Source organism: Actinophytocola sp., from assembly GCF_050699935.1.
Lineage (GTDB): Bacteria > Actinomycetota > Actinomycetes > Mycobacteriales > Pseudonocardiaceae > Actinophytocola.
Genome location: NZ_JBOHGB010000148.1, coordinates 1 through 17,733 on the forward strand (window position 1 = coordinate 1; position 17,733 = coordinate 17,733).

General features: G+C 69.9%; 20 protein-coding genes and 2 tRNA genes. 19 read left to right on the forward strand and 3 right to left on the reverse strand.

Annotated elements, in window-relative coordinates; translation table 11 throughout:
• The 13 genes from ACRDTB_RS31320 to ACRDTB_RS31380 all read left to right on the forward strand — a co-directional run.
• Positions 1 to 520 (forward strand): GNAT family N-acetyltransferase (locus ACRDTB_RS31320; protein WP_431435801.1); only part of this gene is annotated, 520 nt, incomplete at its 5' end.
• A 397-nt stretch (positions 521 to 917) separates the two neighbouring features.
• The gene (locus tag ACRDTB_RS31325; protein WP_431435802.1) at positions 918 to 1,283 is read left to right on the forward strand and encodes a VOC family protein; all 366 of its coding nucleotides are present in this window, start codon (positions 918 to 920) and stop codon (positions 1,281 to 1,283) included.
• The gene (locus ACRDTB_RS31330; protein WP_431435803.1) at positions 1,280 to 2,032 is read left to right on the forward strand and encodes a sulfite exporter TauE/SafE family protein; all 753 of its coding nucleotides are present in this window, start codon (positions 1,280 to 1,282) and stop codon (positions 2,030 to 2,032) included. Before ACRDTB_RS31325 ends, ACRDTB_RS31330 begins: the two co-directional genes overlap by 4 nt.
• A gap of 83 nt (positions 2,033 to 2,115) precedes the next feature.
• The gene (locus tag ACRDTB_RS31335; RefSeq protein ID WP_431435804.1) at positions 2,116 to 2,802 is read left to right on the forward strand and encodes a dienelactone hydrolase family protein; all 687 of its coding nucleotides are present in this window, start codon (positions 2,116 to 2,118) and stop codon (positions 2,800 to 2,802) included.
• A 30-nt stretch (positions 2,803 to 2,832) separates the two neighbouring features.
• Positions 2,833 to 3,591 (forward strand): ESX secretion-associated protein EspG, encoded by a 759-nt coding sequence (locus tag ACRDTB_RS31340; protein WP_431435805.1) that lies wholly within the window; start codon positions 2,833 to 2,835, stop codon positions 3,589 to 3,591.
• Positions 3,592 to 3,652: 61 nt separating this feature from the next.
• A complete protein-coding gene (locus ACRDTB_RS31345; RefSeq protein ID WP_431435806.1) occupies positions 3,653 to 4,087 on the forward strand; it encodes a hypothetical protein in 435 nt (144 codons plus the stop codon).
• A gap of 2 nt (positions 4,088 to 4,089) precedes the next feature.
• Positions 4,090 to 5,175 (forward strand): PPE domain-containing protein, encoded by a 1,086-nt coding sequence (locus tag ACRDTB_RS31350; RefSeq protein ID WP_431435807.1) that lies wholly within the window; start codon positions 4,090 to 4,092, stop codon positions 5,173 to 5,175.
• The gene (locus ACRDTB_RS31355) at positions 5,168 to 5,926 is read left to right on the forward strand and encodes an ESX secretion-associated protein EspG (protein ID WP_431435808.1); all 759 of its coding nucleotides are present in this window, start codon (positions 5,168 to 5,170) and stop codon (positions 5,924 to 5,926) included. The genes ACRDTB_RS31350 and ACRDTB_RS31355 overlap by 8 nt, the downstream gene beginning before the upstream one ends.
• Positions 5,927 to 5,982: 56 nt before the next feature.
• Positions 5,983 to 7,935, forward strand: a complete 1,953-nt coding sequence (locus tag ACRDTB_RS31360) for an acetoacetate--CoA ligase (RefSeq protein WP_431435809.1) — start codon at positions 5,983 to 5,985, stop codon at positions 7,933 to 7,935.
• A gap of 85 nt (positions 7,936 to 8,020) precedes the next feature.
• Positions 8,021 to 8,107 (forward strand) — tRNA-Ser (locus tag ACRDTB_RS31365).
• Positions 8,108 to 8,123: 16 nt separating this feature from the next.
• Positions 8,124 to 8,196, forward strand: a tRNA-Arg gene (locus ACRDTB_RS31370).
• Positions 8,197 to 8,678: 482 nt separating this feature from the next.
• Positions 8,679 to 8,954 (forward strand): calcium-binding protein, encoded by a 276-nt coding sequence (locus ACRDTB_RS31375; RefSeq protein ID WP_431435811.1) that lies wholly within the window; start codon positions 8,679 to 8,681, stop codon positions 8,952 to 8,954.
• Positions 8,955 to 8,957: 3 nt separating this feature from the next.
• On the forward strand, positions 8,958 to 10,265 hold the full coding sequence (locus ACRDTB_RS31380; protein ID WP_431435812.1) for a helicase-associated domain-containing protein: 1,308 nt from the start codon (positions 8,958 to 8,960) through the stop codon (positions 10,263 to 10,265).
• On the opposite strand, the gene ACRDTB_RS31385 is transcribed toward ACRDTB_RS31380, so the two are convergent.
• Positions 10,249 to 12,639 carry a TOTE conflict system archaeo-eukaryotic primase domain-containing protein gene (locus ACRDTB_RS31385; RefSeq protein WP_431435813.1) on the reverse strand — a complete coding sequence of 797 codons (2,391 nt, stop codon included), beginning with the start codon at positions 12,637 to 12,639 and terminating at the stop codon, positions 10,249 to 10,251. The genes ACRDTB_RS31380 and ACRDTB_RS31385 overlap by 17 nt on opposite strands.
• Before the next feature lie 58 nt (positions 12,640 to 12,697).
• On the opposite strand from ACRDTB_RS31385, the gene ACRDTB_RS31390 reads away from it, so the two are divergent.
• The 6 genes from ACRDTB_RS31390 to ACRDTB_RS31415 all read left to right on the forward strand — a co-directional run bounded on the left by ACRDTB_RS31390 (position 12,698) and on the right by ACRDTB_RS31415 (position 16,236).
• On the forward strand, positions 12,698 to 13,204 hold the full coding sequence (locus tag ACRDTB_RS31390; RefSeq protein ID WP_431435814.1) for a hypothetical protein: 507 nt from the start codon (positions 12,698 to 12,700) through the stop codon (positions 13,202 to 13,204).
• Positions 13,201 to 13,902: a hypothetical protein gene (locus ACRDTB_RS31395; RefSeq protein WP_431435815.1), complete on the forward strand. Its 702-nt coding sequence runs from the start codon at positions 13,201 to 13,203 to the stop codon at positions 13,900 to 13,902. The genes ACRDTB_RS31390 and ACRDTB_RS31395 overlap by 4 nt, the downstream gene beginning before the upstream one ends.
• A 121-nt stretch (positions 13,903 to 14,023) precedes the next feature.
• Positions 14,024 to 14,209 (forward strand): hypothetical protein, encoded by a 186-nt coding sequence (locus ACRDTB_RS31400; protein ID WP_431435816.1) that lies wholly within the window; start codon positions 14,024 to 14,026, stop codon positions 14,207 to 14,209.
• On the forward strand, positions 14,200 to 14,613 hold the full coding sequence (locus tag ACRDTB_RS31405) for a PIN domain nuclease (RefSeq protein WP_431435817.1): 414 nt from the start codon (positions 14,200 to 14,202) through the stop codon (positions 14,611 to 14,613). Before ACRDTB_RS31400 ends, ACRDTB_RS31405 begins: the two co-directional genes overlap by 10 nt.
• A 1,030-nt stretch (positions 14,614 to 15,643) precedes the next feature.
• A complete protein-coding gene (locus tag ACRDTB_RS31410; RefSeq protein ID WP_431435818.1) occupies positions 15,644 to 15,904 on the forward strand; it encodes a hypothetical protein in 261 nt (86 codons plus the stop codon).
• Positions 15,904 to 16,236 (forward strand): hypothetical protein, encoded by a 333-nt coding sequence (locus ACRDTB_RS31415; protein WP_431435819.1) that lies wholly within the window; start codon positions 15,904 to 15,906, stop codon positions 16,234 to 16,236. Before ACRDTB_RS31410 ends, ACRDTB_RS31415 begins: the two co-directional genes overlap by 1 nt.
• Positions 16,237 to 16,406: 170 nt before the next feature.
• Here ACRDTB_RS31415 and ACRDTB_RS31420 read toward each other — a convergent pair whose 3' ends face one another.
• Both ACRDTB_RS31420 and ACRDTB_RS31425 read right to left on the reverse strand, forming a co-directional pair.
• Positions 16,407 to 16,544: a hypothetical protein gene (locus tag ACRDTB_RS31420; RefSeq protein WP_431435820.1), complete on the reverse strand. Its 138-nt coding sequence runs from the start codon at positions 16,542 to 16,544 to the stop codon at positions 16,407 to 16,409.
• A gap of 883 nt (positions 16,545 to 17,427) precedes the next feature.
• On the reverse strand, positions 17,428 to 17,733 hold a 306-nt coding region (locus ACRDTB_RS31425), incomplete at its 5' end, for a hypothetical protein (RefSeq protein ID WP_431435821.1).

Genomic DNA, 17,733 nt, shown 5'->3' on the forward strand with positions numbered 1-17,733 from the left:
GGGTGCGGCCGCGGCGCGCACGGTGGACGGCCGCGGCGCCGGCCGGATCCTCGACGCCGCGGAGCTGACCGTCCGCGAGGCCACCGAGTCCGACGCCGCGCTGCTGCTGGCCTGGCGCAACGACGCCGAGACGCTCGCGTGGTCCCGGGGTCACCAGCCGGTCGCCGAGCCCGTGCACCGCGCGTGGCTGCACGCGTCGCTCGCGAACCCGGACCGCCTGCTTCTGGTCGTCGAGACCGACCATCCCGTGGGGACGGTCCGCTTCGACCGGACCGGCCCCGGCACGTGGGAGGTCAGCATCACCGTCGCGCCGCCGAACCGCGGCAAGGGCCTGTCGTCGCGCCTGCTGATGATGGGTGAGGCCGCGCTGCGCGCCCGCCACGGCCCGGCCACGATCCAGGCCAACGTGCACGAGGACAACGCCCGCTCGCTGGCCCTGTTCCACCACGCCGGCTACGAGAAGTCCGCCCGCCCCGCCGACGGCCCGTTCCGCTGGCTGGAGAAACCGGCGCACCACTGAGTTGTCCACAACTCCCCGAACCATCCACAGCACGGGCCGGATCCCGCCGTTGGTCGGGGTGCGCCGGTAGGCTGGCACGTGAGGGTGGCCCCCGGGAACAGGGTGGGGCTTTCGGTGCTTGCGTTCGGCACGCGCGTGCGCGCGGGGGAGCTTTTGCCGGCTGCGGACGGGATTTCGCATCACTGAGCGGCTCGGCCGTGGGCGGCCTTTCGCATCGGTCGAGTGGCTCGGCCGTGGGCGGAGATTCGCTCGGTCGAGCGCTTCGCGCCGGCCGGCGGTGGCGTGTGGTGCCGTCGAGCCGCGTGGGGTGGTCCCGTGCTGCCGTCCGCGACCCACGGGAGGCGGCCACGTCGTGCGGAATCCGTGTCGGTGCCCGTCCACGTGCGACGATGCCGGCATGGCAGCACGCTTCAAGGATCTGGTCCTCGACGCGAACGACCACCACGAGCTGGCGGACTGGTGGTGCGCCGCGATGGGCTACGCGCGCAGGGACGAGGTCGAGCCGCCCGAGGACGGCTGGGTGCGTCCGCTCGACTGGCCCGTCCCGATCGTCGACCGGGCCGGTGACGGGCCGCTGATCTGGGTCCAGCCCGTGCCCGAGCACAAGACGATCAAGAACCGCATGCACCTCGACGTGTACGGCAGCGTGGACGACCTGGTCGAGCTCGGCGCCACCCTGGTGCGTGCCCGCGGCGACGACCTCGACTGGGACGTGCTGGCCGACCCGGAGGGCAACGAGTTCTGCGTGTTCGCGCCGCGGTGACGTTCCTCGAAGGACTCATCGTCGCCGGCACGGGCGTGGTCGCGGGCGCGATGAACACGGCCATCGGGTCGGGCACGCTGGTGTCGTTCCCGATGCTGCTCGCGGTCGGCTACCCGCCCGTGGTCGCCAACGTCTCCAACGGGATCGGGCTGCTGCCCGGCTCGCTCACCGGCGTGCTCGGCTACCGGCGCGAGCTCGCCGGCCAGCGCACCCGGGTGCGCTGGCTCGCCACGACGACCGCGATCGGCGCGCTCGCCGGCGCGGTGCTGCTGCTCGTCCTGCCGTCCGACTCGTTCGAGACGGTCGTGCCCGGGCTGATCCTGATCGCCGTGATCCTCGTGGCGTTCCAGCCATGGATCGCCCGCCGCCTCGCCAGGCACCGCAACCGCCCCGCGCACGGCGGCCCCTGGCTGGTGCTCGGGATCTTCGCCACCGGCGTATACGGCGGCTACTTCGGCGCGTCGCAAGGGGTGATCACGCTCTCGCTGATGGGCATCACGATCGACGAGCACCTGCAGCGGCTCAACGCGGTGAAGAACGTGCTGACCGCGACCGCGTACCTGGTGTCCGGCATCGTGTTCGTGTTCGCCGCCGAGGTGGCCTGGCCCGCGGTCCTCGTCCTCGCCGCCGGCGCGATCGTCGGCGGCCAGCTCGGCGCGCGGTACGGCCGGCGGCTGAAGCCGGCGTGGCTGCGCGCGTTGATCGTCCTCGTCGGACTGGTGGCGGTCGTGCGGCTCCTGCTCGACTAAGAGGCCTACTCACGCGGCCTCCATTACTCCATTCGGGTCGGATTCGTTGACGTGTGTTCACCTCTACATGGTTGGGTATCGCAATGTCAGGCACCCGTACCGAACCTGTCCAGCTGGTCGACGGGCGTGCGCTCCGGATGACCATCGCCGAACCTCCCGGGGTCATCAGAGGTGGCCTGGTCGTCCTGCACGAGGCCCGCGGGATCACCGAGACGGTCCGGGCCCTCGCCGACGGCCTGGCCGCGGAGGGCTGGCTGGTCGTGGCGCCGCACATCTACCACGGTGCCGACGGGTCCTCCGAGATCGACGAGGCGCTGGCGGCCGACCGGGTCAGCGCGCTGTCCGGTGACTCGGTGCTGGCCGACACCGACATCGCGTTCGGCTGGCTGGCACAGCACGGGATCGGGGCGGACCGGATCGGCGTGGTCGGCTTCGAGGTCGGCGCGGGGGTGGCGCTCGTCGTCGCCGCGCGACGGGGCATCGGCGCGGCCGTGTCGGTGGCCGGTGGCAGCGGGATCCTCCAGCCGCTCTCGCCCGGGTTGCCGGCCCCGGTCGAGGTGGCCGCCGAGCTGCGCTGCCCGTGGCTCGGGCTCTACGGCGACAAGTTCGCCGACGAGGTCGCCACGCTGCGCGAGGCCGCCAACAGCTCCGAGATGGCGAGTGACATCGTGCTGTTCCCGGCCACGGACCACCGGTTCGACATCCACCCGGACGGGGCCTTCGAGGCGTGGCACCGGATGCTCAACTGGTTCGACGCCCACCTGCGCTGAGCAGAGGTCCGCTAAGGCATGCTTGGCGGCGTGACCAGCCTGTCCCACCTGGAGTTCGACTTCATCTGGGAGCACCTCGGCCTCGGCGAGGCGCCGTATCCCATCGACGTCGCATCGTTCGGCAAGACCATGGACGAGCGCGCGATGCTGCGCGAACAGGTGCGGGAGTCGTTGCGGGCCAAGGGTTTGCACGACGGCGCGACGCTCTCGCCTCGGCTCGAGGAGATGCTGACGTTGCTCGTGCGCGGCGCCCTCACCGTCGACGGGCAGCTGTCGGTCGGCGAGTACGTGCGGGTGCTGGCCGCCAGCCGTGGCGTCGAGGGCGTCCTCGCGGCGCAGACCGACGAGGAGATCCGGGTGGTCCCGGTCCGCGAGGGCAAGGTGGTGTCCGCGGTGATCGCGTTGCTACCGGACGAGAAGCCGGGTCCGGGCGGCGCCGCGCGCCTGCCACGCCGGCTGTTCGACGACGCGATCGACGAGTACCAGCAGTCCGGCTACCTCGGGCTGGAGCGCACGTTGACGGCGGGCGGCGTGACCGGCCGCGATCTGCGCACGGTGATCACGCTGGTCGAGTCCGCCCGGCACGGCGGCGGCCAGCTCGCCGCGAACCGCGTGGACCCGGTGGGCCGCCGCAGCCGCACGCCGGTGGTCAACTGGTTCGACACCGCGGCCGGTCGCTACCTTGCTCATGTCGAGGTGACTCCTGACCGGGTCGAGTGGCTCACGATCGCACCAGCGGACACGGCGCGCATCGAGCGGCGGCTGTCCGACCTGATCGTCCTTAGGTAGCCGACTCGGGCCGGTACTGTCAGACGTTGTCGATCCGTCACATTTGGGGGGAGCCCACCTGATGACCGAAGGATTCTCACCCGCGTTCGGCGCCGCCGCGGGCGGCGCACTCGTGCCGGTCGCCGGCAAGGTCGAGGAGGTCAGGGACCAGGCGGCCACGGGCGGCCTGCGCATCGACCTCACCGCCGCGGAGACGATGCTGCGGCAGCTCGCGGACCTGCGCCGCCGCGCGGCAGACCTCGTCAAGGACGGCGCGAGCCTCGACACGCCGCTGCGGTTCGGGGACAACTGGGTCGGCCGGATCATGTCCCAGCGGCTGCGCGCGGTCGCCGTCGGCGAGGACGGCGGCGTCACGCCGGTGCTCGGGCGCTTCCACGAGCTGCTCGACGCGGTCGAGTCGATCATCCGCCTCGCCGCGGCCCGTTACCAGACCACCGACCAGCAGGCCACCGACGAGCTGCACCGCGCGTCCGGCCGTCTCGACACGGGGGAGTGATCATGAACTCGATCGCACCCGGCGGTTGCTACCCGCCCACCTGGCCCACCCCGCCCCGGTGCTGGCCGCCCTACCCGCTCCCGCCCGAGCCGGACCCGGACTCGCTGGACGCCACGGTCGACTGGATGACCTACTCGCACCACGAGCTGTACCAGATGGTCCACAGTGGACTCAATGTGTCCGACGCGATGACCGTCGCCGCGCAGTGGGCCCGGATCGGCGACGAGCTTGGCGACCTCGGTACCGAGCTCGCCAAGATCGTCGAGGCCGCCGCGGCCGCGTGGCAGGGCGACGCCGCCGACCTCGCGCGGGACACGCTCGCGAGCCTCACCGATTGGGCCGCCGACGCCGGCACGCTCGCCACCAAGGTCTCCGGCTGCGTCTCGATCGAGGTCGACAACGCCAGCACCGCCCGAGACGAGATGCCCGCGCCGCCGTTCCAGATCATTGAGCCGACGCCCATCGTGCGCGCGTTCACCAGCGGTGAGTTCACCGGCGCGGCGACCATCACGGCCGACCCGGCCGGACCGGTCGGCCAGGAGAAGGCGCTGCACGCGCAGGCCGCGCGCACGATGGAGCGGTTCCAGGAGGCCTCGCGCGAGGTGTACGGCACGGTGCCCCAGTTCAGCCCGCCACAGGTCGGCGCGCGGATCACCACCGGACCGCCCGAACCGCCACCACCGCCCAACCCGCCGAACCCACCGCAGCCGCCCCAGCCGGTCCCGGTCCCGCCGGGCACCCGCGGTCGCGGCCCGGTGGGCGCCTCGCCCGGTGGGTCGCCCGGAGGGCCGGCCAGCACCACCGGCGGCCCGTCCGCCCGCGCCGCCACGCCACCCGCTCCCGGGTCGGGCGTCGGCGGCACCACCGAGCCCGCCACCCAGGCCAAGCAGTCCGCGGCGAGCGCCGCCCCCGGCCGGTCCGGCCAGTCGGGCGTCACCGGGATGCCGATGGGTGCCGGCGGCGCGCGCGGCGGCGAGGACGCCGAGCGCACGAGCTCGTCCTACCTCCAGGAGGACGAGGACATCTGGGGCGTGACCGACCAGCACACGACGCCCCCGGTGATCGGCGAGGACGGGCGCCGTGCGTGACCCGGCGTCGGGTTGGATCCAGCTGAGCTCGACGGAGTTCTTCCTGCTCTGGACCGCGCTGGGCCTGGGCGAGCCGCCGGCGGCACTGGAGGTCACGCACATCGGCCGGACCCGCGAGTCCCGCGCGACGATGGCCGAGGAGGCCTCCCGCGCGCTGGCGGACCGCGACCTCGGCACCGTCCACGAGCCGGCCGACGACCTCGCCGGCATCCTGCACACGCTCGCCGCCGGCGACGTCACGCTCGACCTGCGGGTGGTCGGGTCCGGCTCGCCGCTGGTCGGCTACGCGGCCACGGACGACCGGAGCGCCGCGGTCGCCGCCCGGGTCGACGGCGAGGTCCGGCTCGGTGCCGTGTCGGCGAGCGCGCTCGCCGAGTCGCTGCTCGGCTCGATCTCGGCGTCGCCCGCGGGTCCCGGCCGCCCGGCGAACGTGAGCGCCGCCGACTACGAGCGGGCGTGCGCCGAGGGCGACCTCGACGGGGTGTCGGGCTTCGCCCGCGTCCTGCACGAGGCCGGCCTGCGCCCGGCGGACGCGAGCGTGTTCGCCACCGCCCTGACCAGCCGCCGCGGTGGCGGTCAGCTCGGCGCCACGGGTCGCGGGTACCGCTCGCCGAGCCTGGTCAGCTGGCTGGACACCGACGAGGGCCGCTACGCGCTGCGCCGGCACGGGTCGTGGATCACGGTGACGCCGGCCGACCTGCCGCGCCTCACGGGGATGGCGGAGGAGATGGTGGCCGAGGTTCGCGGCTGAGGTGTGTGGGCGACCACCATGGCCAGGTCCCGGGATATGGGCTATGAACTGATGTCATGACCCCCACCCCAGAGCTGTTGTGGCGTCCGGACCCGGACCGTGTGGCGGCGAGCCGGATGTCGGCGTTCCGCGCGTGGTTGCGGGAGAACCGCGGTGTGGAGGTGCCGGACTACCCGGCCTTGTGGGAGTGGTCGACGACCGACCTCGAGGGCTTCTGGGGCGCGCTCGCCGAGTTCCTGGAGGTCCGGTTCCACTCGACGCCCGCGCGGGTGCTCGGGCACGACGCGATGCCGGGTGCGGAGTGGTTCCCGGGCGCGACGCTCAACTACGCGGAGCACTCGCTGGCCGACGGGCCGGGCAAGGCCGACGACGACCTCGCCGTCCTCTTCGAGCGCGAGGACGGCCGGTCCGAGCGGGTCACGTACGGTGAGCTGCGCCGGCAGGTGGCGGCGATGCGGGCGGCGCTCGTGGAACTGGGCGTGCGCAAGGGGGACCGGGTGGTCGCGCTGGCGCCGAACACGCCGCGGACGTTGGTGGCGTTCCTGGCGGCGGCGAGCCTCGGCGCGACGTGGTCCTCGTGCTCGCCGGACTTCGGGGCGCGCGCCATCGCCGACCGGTTCACCCAGATCGAGCCGGTGGTCCTGTTCGCCGTGGACGGTTACCTGTACAACGGCCGCGCGTTCGACGTCCGCCCCACGGTGCAGCGGCTGCGCGACGAGATCCCGTCGCTGCGCGCCACGGTCCTGATCGACTACCTGTCCGCCGAGGCGACGCTCGAGGGCGCGCTCCCGTGGTCGAACCTGCTGGCCGCGCACGAGGGTGCGGCGCTGTCGTTCGACCCGGTCCCGTTCGACCACCCGCTGTGGGTGCTGTACTCGTCGGGGACCACGGGCCTGCCGAAGGGCATCGTGCACGGGCACGGCGGGATCGTGCTGGAGCACCTGAAGACGCTGGCGCTGCACTGCGACTTCGGTCCCGGGGAACGGTTCTTCTGGTTCACCACCACCGGCTGGATGATGTGGAACCTCCTCATCTCCGGCCTCCTGGTCGGCTCGACCGTGGTCATGTACGACGGCAGCCCCGCGCACCCGGACCTGTCCACCCTGTGGCGACTGGCGGAGCGTCATCGCGTGACGTACTTCGGGACGTCGGCGCCGTACGTCCAGTCGTGTCTCAAGGCGCACCTGACACCCGGCCGGTCGCACGACCTGTCGGCGCTGCGGGCGCTGGGGTCGACCGGTGCGCCGCTGAGCCCCGAGGGTTTCCGGTGGATCGCCGACGAGGTGGGCGCGGAGGTCCAGATCTGCTCGATCTCGGGCGGCACCGACCTGTGCGCGGCGTTCGTGGGCTCGGCGCCGGACGTCCCGGTGTGGCTGGGGGAGCTGAGCTGCCGCATGCTCGGCGCCGCGATCGCCGCGTACGACGAGCAGGGCAAGGAGCTGGTCGAGGAGGTCGGGGAGCTGGTGATCACCCGGCCCATGCCCTCGATGCCGATCTACCTGTGGAACGACCCTTCCGGTACGCGGCTCCGCGAGGCCTACTACGAGCCGTACCCGGGCATCTGGCGCCACGGCGACTGGATCAGGATCACCGACCGAGGCTCGGCCGTGATCTATGGAAGGTCCGACTCGACCCTGAACCGAGGCGGCGTCCGCATGGGCACGAGCGAGTTCTACCGCGTGGTGGAGGGCTTCGACGAGGTGGTCGACTCCCTGGTGATCGACACGTCGGGCAACGCCGAGGGCGAGCTCCTGTGCTTCCTGGTCCTCGCGTCGGGTGTCGCACTGGACGACCTCGTGCCCCACCTCCGCAGCACGCTCCGCAGCGCCCTGTCGCCGAGGCACGTCCCGGACAAGTTCGTCCAGGTGGCCGAGATCCCGAGAACCCTGAACGGCAAGAAGTGCGAGGTCCCGGTGAAGAAGATCCTGGCCGGCACCCCACCGGAGCTGGCCGTGAGCCGAGACGCCCTGGCGAACCCGGACTCCCTGAAGGCCTTCCTCCCCAGCTAACCGCAGGTCAGCACCCTCGCAGGAGGTCCTTTGCGGCAGGATCGAGCGCCCCTGTAGGCTAACCGCCGAGCGCCCTGGGGCCCCGGGAGGCTTCGCCTAGTCTGGTCTATGGCGCCGCACTGCTAATGCGGTTGGGGGCAACCCCTCCCGGGTTCAAATCCCGGAGCCTCCGCTTGACAACTGAACATGCGCCCGTAGCTCAACGGATAGAGCATCTGACTACGGATCAGAAGGTTAGGGGTTCGAATCCCTTCGGGCGCGCACATAGATCGGCAGGTCAGAGACTTGTTGATCGTCTATAAGGGATGGATTGTCATGATCTATCCCTTTATGACATCCCTTTAAGTACAGGGATGCGCCTGCTGGTAAATGGGATGACTGTGCGTCGTTCCTGCAGCTAGACCCTTCTGATCCCGCAGTCACGGCCGTGTGGACCACTTGTCGCCGACGTAGTGGTCTCCGACCGGTCATTCTGGATCTTGGACGACGGGTCCGGTCGGCCGCTGCAGGCGTTCCGCCGATCATGAGAACATGAAACCGGGCGATTCGGCCAGCGCCGTCCGACGCCATACGGGGATCAAGAAGGTTCGGGATCCGCGCGGCGACCGCACACTGGATCAACGCAGACGCGCCGCTGCATGAGCATTCGGTTCGGCGACTGGCTACACGTGTGCTCGGTGTCTTTGTGACGGTTCGCTAGTCTCTGCGCGGTGAGGTCGTTGAGTCGTAAGGCGCTGGAGGCCATGGTCGCGGAGGCGACGGTTGACTGTTACAACGACAGCGAGTGCGTGACGGGCTTCTACACGATGCTCGAGGATCATCTCGCTGTGCCGTTCCAGACCAGCGTGCTGGGGGTCGACGTCACCGTGGCGAAGGTGGACCTGACCACTGACGACACGATTGTCGCGGTGTGCCGGCGAGGCTGGTCGCTGCAGCGGATTCCGATCCTCGACCTGCCGCTGCCGACACCACCGCCTGATGGGGCGGAGTGGGTCGAGGCCTACCGGCATTGGGTGTAGAGCATGAGCGACGTCATGGAGCACCGGGTGCGGCTGACCGAGCAGGAGGCCCAGCTGAACCTGCGGACGGTGCTGGAGCTGTGCGCGGCGGGTGAGGTGCGGTGCAGCGAGAAGACTGGCCGGCCGTCGGCGGCAACGATGCACGCGGTGGGTTCGCGTCTGGTAAACGGCGACTTCTACGTGTCGGAATCGATCGCGGCGTTCGCGTGGCCTCTGCTGTTGCAGGCGGGTGGGCTGGCCAGGATCGACGGTGGGCGGTTGCGGCTGACGCCCAAGGGCCGTGCCGCGCTGAGCGCGCCAGCGGCGGAGGTCATCCGGGCGTTGTGGCAGCGGTGGCTGACCCACGCGGTGATCGACGAGTTCAGCCGGATCGAGGAGATCAAGGGCCAGCGGAGCAAGAACGTGCTCAGCGCGGCCAAGCCGCGCCGGCAGATCGTCGCCAGGGCGTTGGCCAACTGCCCGCCCAACGAGTGGATCGGCGTGGACGGTCTGTTCACCACCATGCGACGAGGAAACCTGAGTCCCACTATCGCCCGCAATGACATGGCGTTGTGGAAGCTGTACCTCGAAGACCCGCAGTACGGCAGCCTCGGTTATGACGGCTACCACCGCTGGGAGCTCCTGGAAGGCCGCTACACGCTGGCGGTGCTGTTCGAGTATGCGGGCACACTAGGCCTCGTCGATCTCGAGTACGTGCACCCCGCAGGCGAGCGGGACGACTTCCGGGACAACTGGGGTGCGGATGACCTGGACGCGCTGAGCCGCTACGACGGTCTGCAGGCAGTCCGGCTCAATGCCTTGAGCTGTTTCGCACTGGGCATGGTGGACAGCTACCAGCCGACGGCCGTCGCCGATCAGGCTCGGGTCCTGAAGGTCCTGCCGAACCTGGACGTGGTGGTCACCGGCTCGTTGGCGCCGGGTGATGAGCTGCTGTTGTCGGCGTTCGCCGAGCGGACCGCGGATCGGGTGTGGACCGTCTCCGCGGCGAGCCTGCTCGTCGCGGTCGACAGCGGACGTGACCTGACCGAGTTCACCGGCTTTCTTGTCCGGCGAGCCGAGCACGAGTTGCCCGGCGCGCTGGAGGTCCTCCTCGCCGAGGTCACCCGTCGTGCCGGCGAGCTGACCGACCTCGGGCACGCGCGCGTGATCGAATGCGCCGACTCGGCGCTGGCGACGCTCATCGCTCGCGATCGCGGGACGCGTTCCCTCTGCCGGCTTATCGGTGAGCGTCACCTCATCGTCCCGCTCGACGCGGAGCTGAAGTTCCGCGCGGCGTTGCGCAAGCTGGGCTACGTCATGCCCGCGTCCTGAGTTTGCGTGGATCAGTGAAGCCGAGGCTGACGTAGCCCGGTGCGCGTTTGGCCAGGGATGAGGCCAGGACGCCGGTGTCAACGTCGTGGTAGTCGTGCACTTCGGCGGTGGTCTTGCCCGGATGGACGCGCAGAATGCGTCCGGCGTACTGGACCAGGCGGCCCTTGAACGCGATCGGCGCGGCGAGGAACAGGGTATCCAGGACAGGGCAGTCGAATCCTTCGCCGACGAACGGGCCCGTGGCGACCACCAGCAGCGGTGACTCGTCGGCGTTCAGTCGGGAGAGGGCGTCGCGGCGGGCCTTGGCGCTCATTCCGCCGCGCAGCACGACCGGGTCCAGGACCCGCTGCCGGAGCTCGTCGGTGATCCGCTCGACGTGTGCGGCCCACTGGGTGAGCACCAGGCAGTGCCGGCCTCGTTCCAGTGCCGCCGCCACGTCGTCGACCACCTGGGTGGTGCGGGCGTGGTCGGCGACGAGGTCGCGGTAGATGGCCGCCATTCCGCCGGGTACGGAGGGGTCAGCGTCGCCGACGTAGCGGTAGGCGGTGTCGTGCACGTGCAGTACCGGTGTGGGTCGCTGCCCGGCTTGCTCGAGTTCGAGCTGCGGCGCGTCGCCATGGGGAGCAGTGGCGTGGGTGATCGTGTGGCGAACCGGGCCGAGTTGCAGGGCGATCAGGTCGTCGAGCTTGTCGCGGCGGTACGGGGTCGCGGTGAGCCCGAGCCAGCGGCGTGCCGGGATCTGCCTGACGGCGTGCTCGAACGCCGCCGCGGGGATGTGGTGGCACTCGTCCACCACCACGAGGCCGTAGCCGCCGACGAGTTCCTCGATGTTGTCCTTGCGTGCCAGCGTTTGCAGCATCGCGACGTCGACCACGCCACGGGTCTTGCGGCGGCCGCCGCCGAGTTGGCCGGCCTTGACACCGAGGAGATCGGCGATGCGAGTGCGCCACTGGTCGGCGAGGGTCTTGCGGTCGACGAGCACGAGCGCTGACGTCGCGTGGTCGGCGATCAGGGCGCAGGCGATGACGGTCTTGCCCGCGCCCGGTGGCGCGACCAGCACGCCCAGGTCGTGTTCACGCAGGTCGGCTACGGCGGCTTGTTGTGGGCGGGTCAGTGTTGCCGCGAAGGTGAACGTCCGCTCCTCGCCGGCCGCTCGCTCGTCGGTCACCTCGAGGCGGCTACCGACCTGCTCGACCAGCGAAGCCACAGTGTCAGCCAGACCACGGGGCAGGACGAGCCCACCGTCGAGGGTTTCGTCGTAGCTGCGCAGGAACCGCGGTGTGTCCCAGGTGGACATGCGCAGTCGCTGGCGTTCGTAGAACAGCGGGTTCGACAGCGACGCGGCGTGCTTGAGTGTCGCGTGCAGTGCCGGGGTCAGCTCATCTGACTCCACCCGGATCCCCGCGCCGAGTCGTGCACGCACGATCGGTGGTGGTGTGACACGGATTCGGGTCGACACCGGTGCGCCGATCCGATCAATGCTCGCGCCGACCGTGACCTGCCCTGCTCGGCGCGCGACCCGGTCGACCTCCGCCGGGCTCATCCGGCCAAGTGTGGAGAGGAACGCCCACTGGTCGTCGTGCGGTTCCATCGTGGCCAGGTCGAGGAACATGGTCGCTCCAGCTGCGCGTGCTTTGCCGTGTAGGGGCGCGGCGATCAGGTTTCCCACCCCGCCTGCGGGTAGCACGTCCTGGGACGGGAACAGCCGGTCGTAGCTGTCCAGGTCCATGTGACCGCGCAGTGCCATCGCCTCCCGTAGCAGTGCGGAACCCAGCCGGCGGGCGGACTCGGCCGGTACGGGCGCGGTGAAGAACACCCACGTGTGCGCGCCGACTCCGGACCGGGACACCTCCAGCGCGGCGGGCACCGACCAGGTTCTGGCGGCCTTCAGGTAGGCCAGGGCGTCGAGCATCGCCGTCTGCCCGTCGAAGTCGGCCGCCAGCCACCAGCACCGGTCACCGTCCAGCAGCGGGTACAGCCCAACGTGCTTCTCCCCGGTCAGGTGGGCGCGCAGGACCTCCTTGGTGAGTGGCAGGTAGTCGCGGTCCTCATGCCGCACGCCCTTGCGCCACCCGCCACGTACCACCGGCAGCCAACCGGCCTTGCCGGCGCGGGTGTTCTCCCACCGGGTCGCATAGATATCGGTTCGGGCAGCGAACAGGGCGGCGAAGAACTCGACCTTCGTCTCAGGCGCCGAGTGCCGATCGACCGGGCCTGGATGCGCTTCGAAGAAGCCGATCTGCGCCGGGCCGGGCGGCGCCGCCTGCTTGGGGCTCAGTTCCAGCAATCGCAACAACCGCGCGTTCTCCGCCCGCAGTTGCGCGGTCAACGCGCGCAGGCTCGCCAACTCCTCCACCAGCGGAAGATCGTCCACGCGACCACCGTAGAGCGGCCGCGCCAGGTCCGTCCCGTAGGTCGATAGGGTTGCCGCGATGACCACGCAGACAACGTCCTCCACCGACAGTGACACCTCGATCGGCGAACTGATTGCCCGCGCCGCGGATCTCAAGGGCGAGCTCGTGGCGTTCGCGCAGAGCCCCCGGTTCGCCAGGCGGCTGGATACGGTGTTGTTCGAGACGGCCGACCGCTACGGCTACCTCGACGAAGGCACAGCCGTCCTCGCCGTCGACCACTTCGCGTTGCGGCACCGCCTGTCCGACGGCCGCACCGTGCTCGAACGGTTCGTCGCCGGGCGTCGGCCGACGTTGTCGGCCGACGAGCGGAAAATGCTCCTCGGCTGGAGCGACGTCGTCGAGGCGTGTTTCGAGGTTCGCCGGTTCGACGGCGACGCCGTCCTGCTACACAACCTCCTCGACGACATGGTCTACCGTGTCTACTCCAACATGGGCCGGGAAGCGTTCGCCAAGCTACGCGCGGGCATGTTCGTCGTCGGGCGGATTGTGTGCCGCTCCACCCCGCGACCGACGCCTGGCTGGTGACCGGGCACTACAGCCCCTTCCCCAAGTCCGCTCGGCAGCAGATCGCAAGTGCCGCCGCCGAACAGATCACCACCCATCCGGAACTGCTCCGGCGGAACCCGGCCATGCTCCAGCGGGCATGGGAGATCCAGGCCGAGCATCGTGCGGACTTCATCGACCAGGTCGGCGCCGACCTGACGGTGCTGCCGCCGCACGAAGCCCAGGAATCACTGCGGGAGCACTACCGCCGCCAACAACAGCGGGCAATGGCAGGACTGGACGCCAAGGCAGCCAGGCGCGCCGCGAAATCCGCACTTCCGGATCTGGGGACGCTGTCCGAGGATCTGCTCGAAGCCGACAGCATCGCGGTGATCTACGACGAGGTCGAAGGGCTCACGCTCTACCGGAACTTCGGCTTTCTGGACGACCTGTTCGCCGATCCGACGCTGGCCCGGGACCGTTCCCGCCTCGCTGCCCTCCGCAGTTACCTCCACCACGACTCGATCTCCCCGCTGGCAATCCGCCGGCTCGTCGACCACCACCCCCAAGGCGCCGACCCCGTGTTCCGCGCCCTACTGCGCAAACCCGGCTTCTCCTGGCAACGCGACGGCGAGAAACTGCTCCGCCGCCACAAGAAAACCTTCGTCGACCGCGAGCCCACACCCAGCATCTCGATCGTCGGCAAACGCCTCACCGAACTGCTACGCACTGACCGGTAGGTGGCTCAACCGTGGATGTCCACGTTGCGCCGCCAAGAACCGGCCCACCAGGGGCTGGCTCTCAACCACACAGGATATATATAGAGCCTGCGGGGTATATACTGTGGTCGTGAAGCACTTGGTGGACATCGACGACGACGTACTCGAAGCGGCGCGGCGGCAACTCGGCACGGCGACGATGAAGGACACGGTGAACACCGCCCTTCGCCTCGCTGCCGGCGAGGCGCATCAGCGCTCGGACGTGCCTGAAGCCCTGGACACGCTGGCGGCCTTCGAGTTCGCCGATCGAGAGCAGGCATGGCGCTGACCTGGCTGGTCGATACCAGTGTGCTGACTCGCTTGTCGAAGAGCGAGGTGCGCGAGGCGGTAGCGCCCCTCGCGGAACAGGGCCGGGTCGGTCGGTGCACCATGTCGGACCTTGAGACCGGTTTCTCTGCCCGCAACGCGAACGAGTGGGACGCACTGCAACGCGCCTTGGGTGCCTTTCCGGTAGTGGACGTCGTGTCGTCAGATTTTGACCAGGCCAAGGAGACCCAGCGAGCGCTCGCCTCGCTGGGTCTCAAGGGGCGCAAGGTGCCGGATCTCATCATCGCCGCAGTGGCGTTGCGGATGGAGCTGACCGTTCTGCACTACGACGGAGACTTCGAGCTGATCGAGCAGGTCACCGGCCAACCCACTCGGTGGGTTGTGGAGCGCGGCACGGTCGATTGACTGCACTCCGTGATGACCCGATCTCCCTGCTGGGATGGGGATCCCTCGGCGACCAACGAGGTGCGCACGCGGTAGCACCGCTCGTGGAGCAGGGCCGGGTCCGCTGGCGCAGCATGTCCGATCTCGAGACTGGTTTCTCCTCTTGTTTGAAATCAGAGTCGAACACTCGGGACCCATCGCGGGACCCAAATCAGGGATGTAGGGGTGACTGTGGAGGCCACGGAGGCCGTGGTTGTTGCTATGGTCGCTGGCAGAGGCGGTGGTCGCCTGCGGCGCCAGATCTACGGATCAGAAGGTTGGGGGTTCGAATCCCTTCGGGCGCGCGTTGCCTGGTTGAGGCAGCGTGGGGCCGATCCTTCAAGATCGGCCCCGTTTTTTACCCATGCGAAATCACGCATTTTCGTCGATCACCCCGAGCAGCGTCGCCACCTGCGGACTCGGCTGCGACCGGCCGAAGTACGTGTCCTGCGTCTCACTCACACGCTTGTGCCCGAGCTGGTGAGCCACGCGCGTACCGATCGTTCAGCCGCCACGGCGCGTTACCCAACGCTCAGCGAGCATGATCGCGCCCATGCCTTACCCATGCAAACGTCGCGAAGAGACGTCAAACGACCGCCACGCACGATCGGCGTTTTCGTTTCCCCGTAAGGGAACCGCCGAACGACGAGCAGTGTCGAGACATGATCATCCGACCAGAAGGTTAGGGGTTCGAATCCCTGCAGGCGCGCCACGTGGTGCTTACTTGCAGATCTTCGCCCAGCGTGCGTCGAGGTCGGCCCGCCGGCCTTCTCCGTCACTCGCGGCTTCCGCACGCCCGGCTCGCTGTCCGGGGTGGACAGTCCGATGTGGACCCGGTGTCCCGGCGCCCGACTCGTTGCCGCGGCCCGGCCGAGGTGCGGCGGCGCTACTTCTGGCTCGGCTGGCGAATTACGTGAGAACCCCGAGAGCCGAGGATTCGCCGGTTTCTCGCTCGGCCCGGTAGGTCGCCAGGCACCATGGCACGGCATCGACTCGGTTGGGGGAGAGGTTCGTGGTGGTCAAAGCAGTCGCGTTGCTGGCGTCCGTGCTGTTGCTCGGTGCGTGCTCCGACAGCTCCGGGGAAGGCGACACCAGCGGGCCGCGGACGGAAACCACCCTGGAGAACCTCACTTCGCAGCGTCTGTGCGAGCTGCTGCCGAACGACGCGATCGAGCGGGCGCTGGACGTCGTCGTCACCGACGCCAAGGGTCGCCGGTCCGGTCGGCCCCGATCCTCAGCAAGACCTGCCGGTACGGAGTCGAGTTCACGTTGATGGAGGTGGACACCCTGCCGCCCGCTGTCACGACCCACGTCGGCCAGACCTTGGGCAAGAGCGTCGACGAGGCTCTGGACCGTGGGTTCACCGACCTGGTGAGCGAGAGCGAGGCGGTTGGGGACTACGACCGGATCGACGGGCTCGGCGCCGGCTACGGCAACGCTCCGCTGGACGGCGGACGCGTGGACCAATCCCTCTTGGTCGTCGTGTTCACCGCCGGCGACGAACAGTTCCCGCTCGACATCACGGTTTCGCCGCAAACCCCGCTGGAGCAGCTGAAACCCCTGGCGACCGACCTGCTGACCGCGCTGGAGGCCGAGCTGAGCTGACAGACGCCCTTGAAAGCGGCCGGCGGCCGAATCTCCGACGGCGCGTCGAACAGTCGAAGGGGACCACGGCCTCTCATCTGGCTCAAGCGGTGATCATGTGGATGACTGGCGGGCGTGGTTGAGTCGGGCTGGGATTGCCTGTCCTCCGAGTCGTGTTCGCTTCCGGTGGTTCACGGTGCGGCGGGATCGGGCCCGGCGGCGAGGTGCCCGCCGCCGCCTCGCGAGGAGCCCGGGACCTCGGCCACCACGTGGACCGCGCTCGGGGCCGTCGACGGTGCCGACTCCTTCACCGACCACACCGCGACCACGCCTTTCTCGCCACGGATCTGGCGCCGAGGGAACCCGGGCGGGAGCCGGGGGAGGCCGACCTCGAGGTGCACCGGATCCGGCCGACCGGCTCGTGGACATGGTTCTCGCGGGGCGACTTCCGCACGCTGGCAGCTCGTTCTGGCCGCTCGGGTGAAAGGCTGGTCTGATGGTGTTTCCTGTTTCCTGACCAACAGGAAAAGGGCACCTCGTCGTCAGTCGAGACGGCAACGGGAATTCTCCTTGGTGGGGCGCGGAAAGCGCCGAAACCCAGCCAAGGAGTGCAATCATGTCGTCGTCTTGTGCCGCCGCGGGCCATCGCGGTCGCGGTCCCGTCGATAGTTTCCGGCTCGGCTTCCGCCTATCCGACCCCACCTCCGCCGCCCCCGACCACCACCGACGGGCACGACTGGGGTGACTAGCCGGTATTCGCGACGCGGGTCCGAGAGGGCGGGCCCGCGCGCGGGAAAACATTGCCTTCGGAATGTCGGGAAGTTCCACTCGCAGGTGCGAATCTGGGAGGATCCGGTGGCCGAGTCATTGACGCGTTGCTGCGTAAAGTCAGGACCGACGCCGGTATTTCGTCGGGGAGCTGGCCCGGCGGATCGACTACAGCAAGAGCCAGGTCAGCAAGATCGAGAACGGGGTGCAGCGGCCGAGCGCCGTGCTCGCTCGGGTGATCGCGCGCCTGCACACGCTCGCCGACAACCCGGAGCCCATGCGCACCGAGCCGCTGCTCGCCTCCCGCGTGGCCGAGTACGCGGCTGGATCAGCCATGAGGCCGGGGACGACACCGCCGCGCTGCGCTGGACCGACCGGGCCGTCGCCTACGCCTACGCCGGCGCGACCCCGCACCTGGCGAGCCTCTCGTGCGCCGGGCCGAGATCATGATGTACCGGCACGGCACCGTCGAGCTCGCCCGCGCGGCGCGGCGGGATCCGGCCGCGGATCCTGGGCCTGGCCGCCCGGTGCGAGGCAGGGCCACGCGCTCGCCGGGAACGCCGCCGCCCGCGAGCGCGCCCTGGACCGCGCCCGCGGAGCTGCTCGCCGCGTGGCGGGCGACAGTACGCCGGTGCCGGGCTCGGCCAGCGCGCCCGACGAGATCCCCTGGTGCGCGACAGCGCGTTGCTCGAGCTCGGCCGCGTACGGAAGGCCGTCGAGGTCGTCGACCGGCAGGTGGCCCGCACCCGG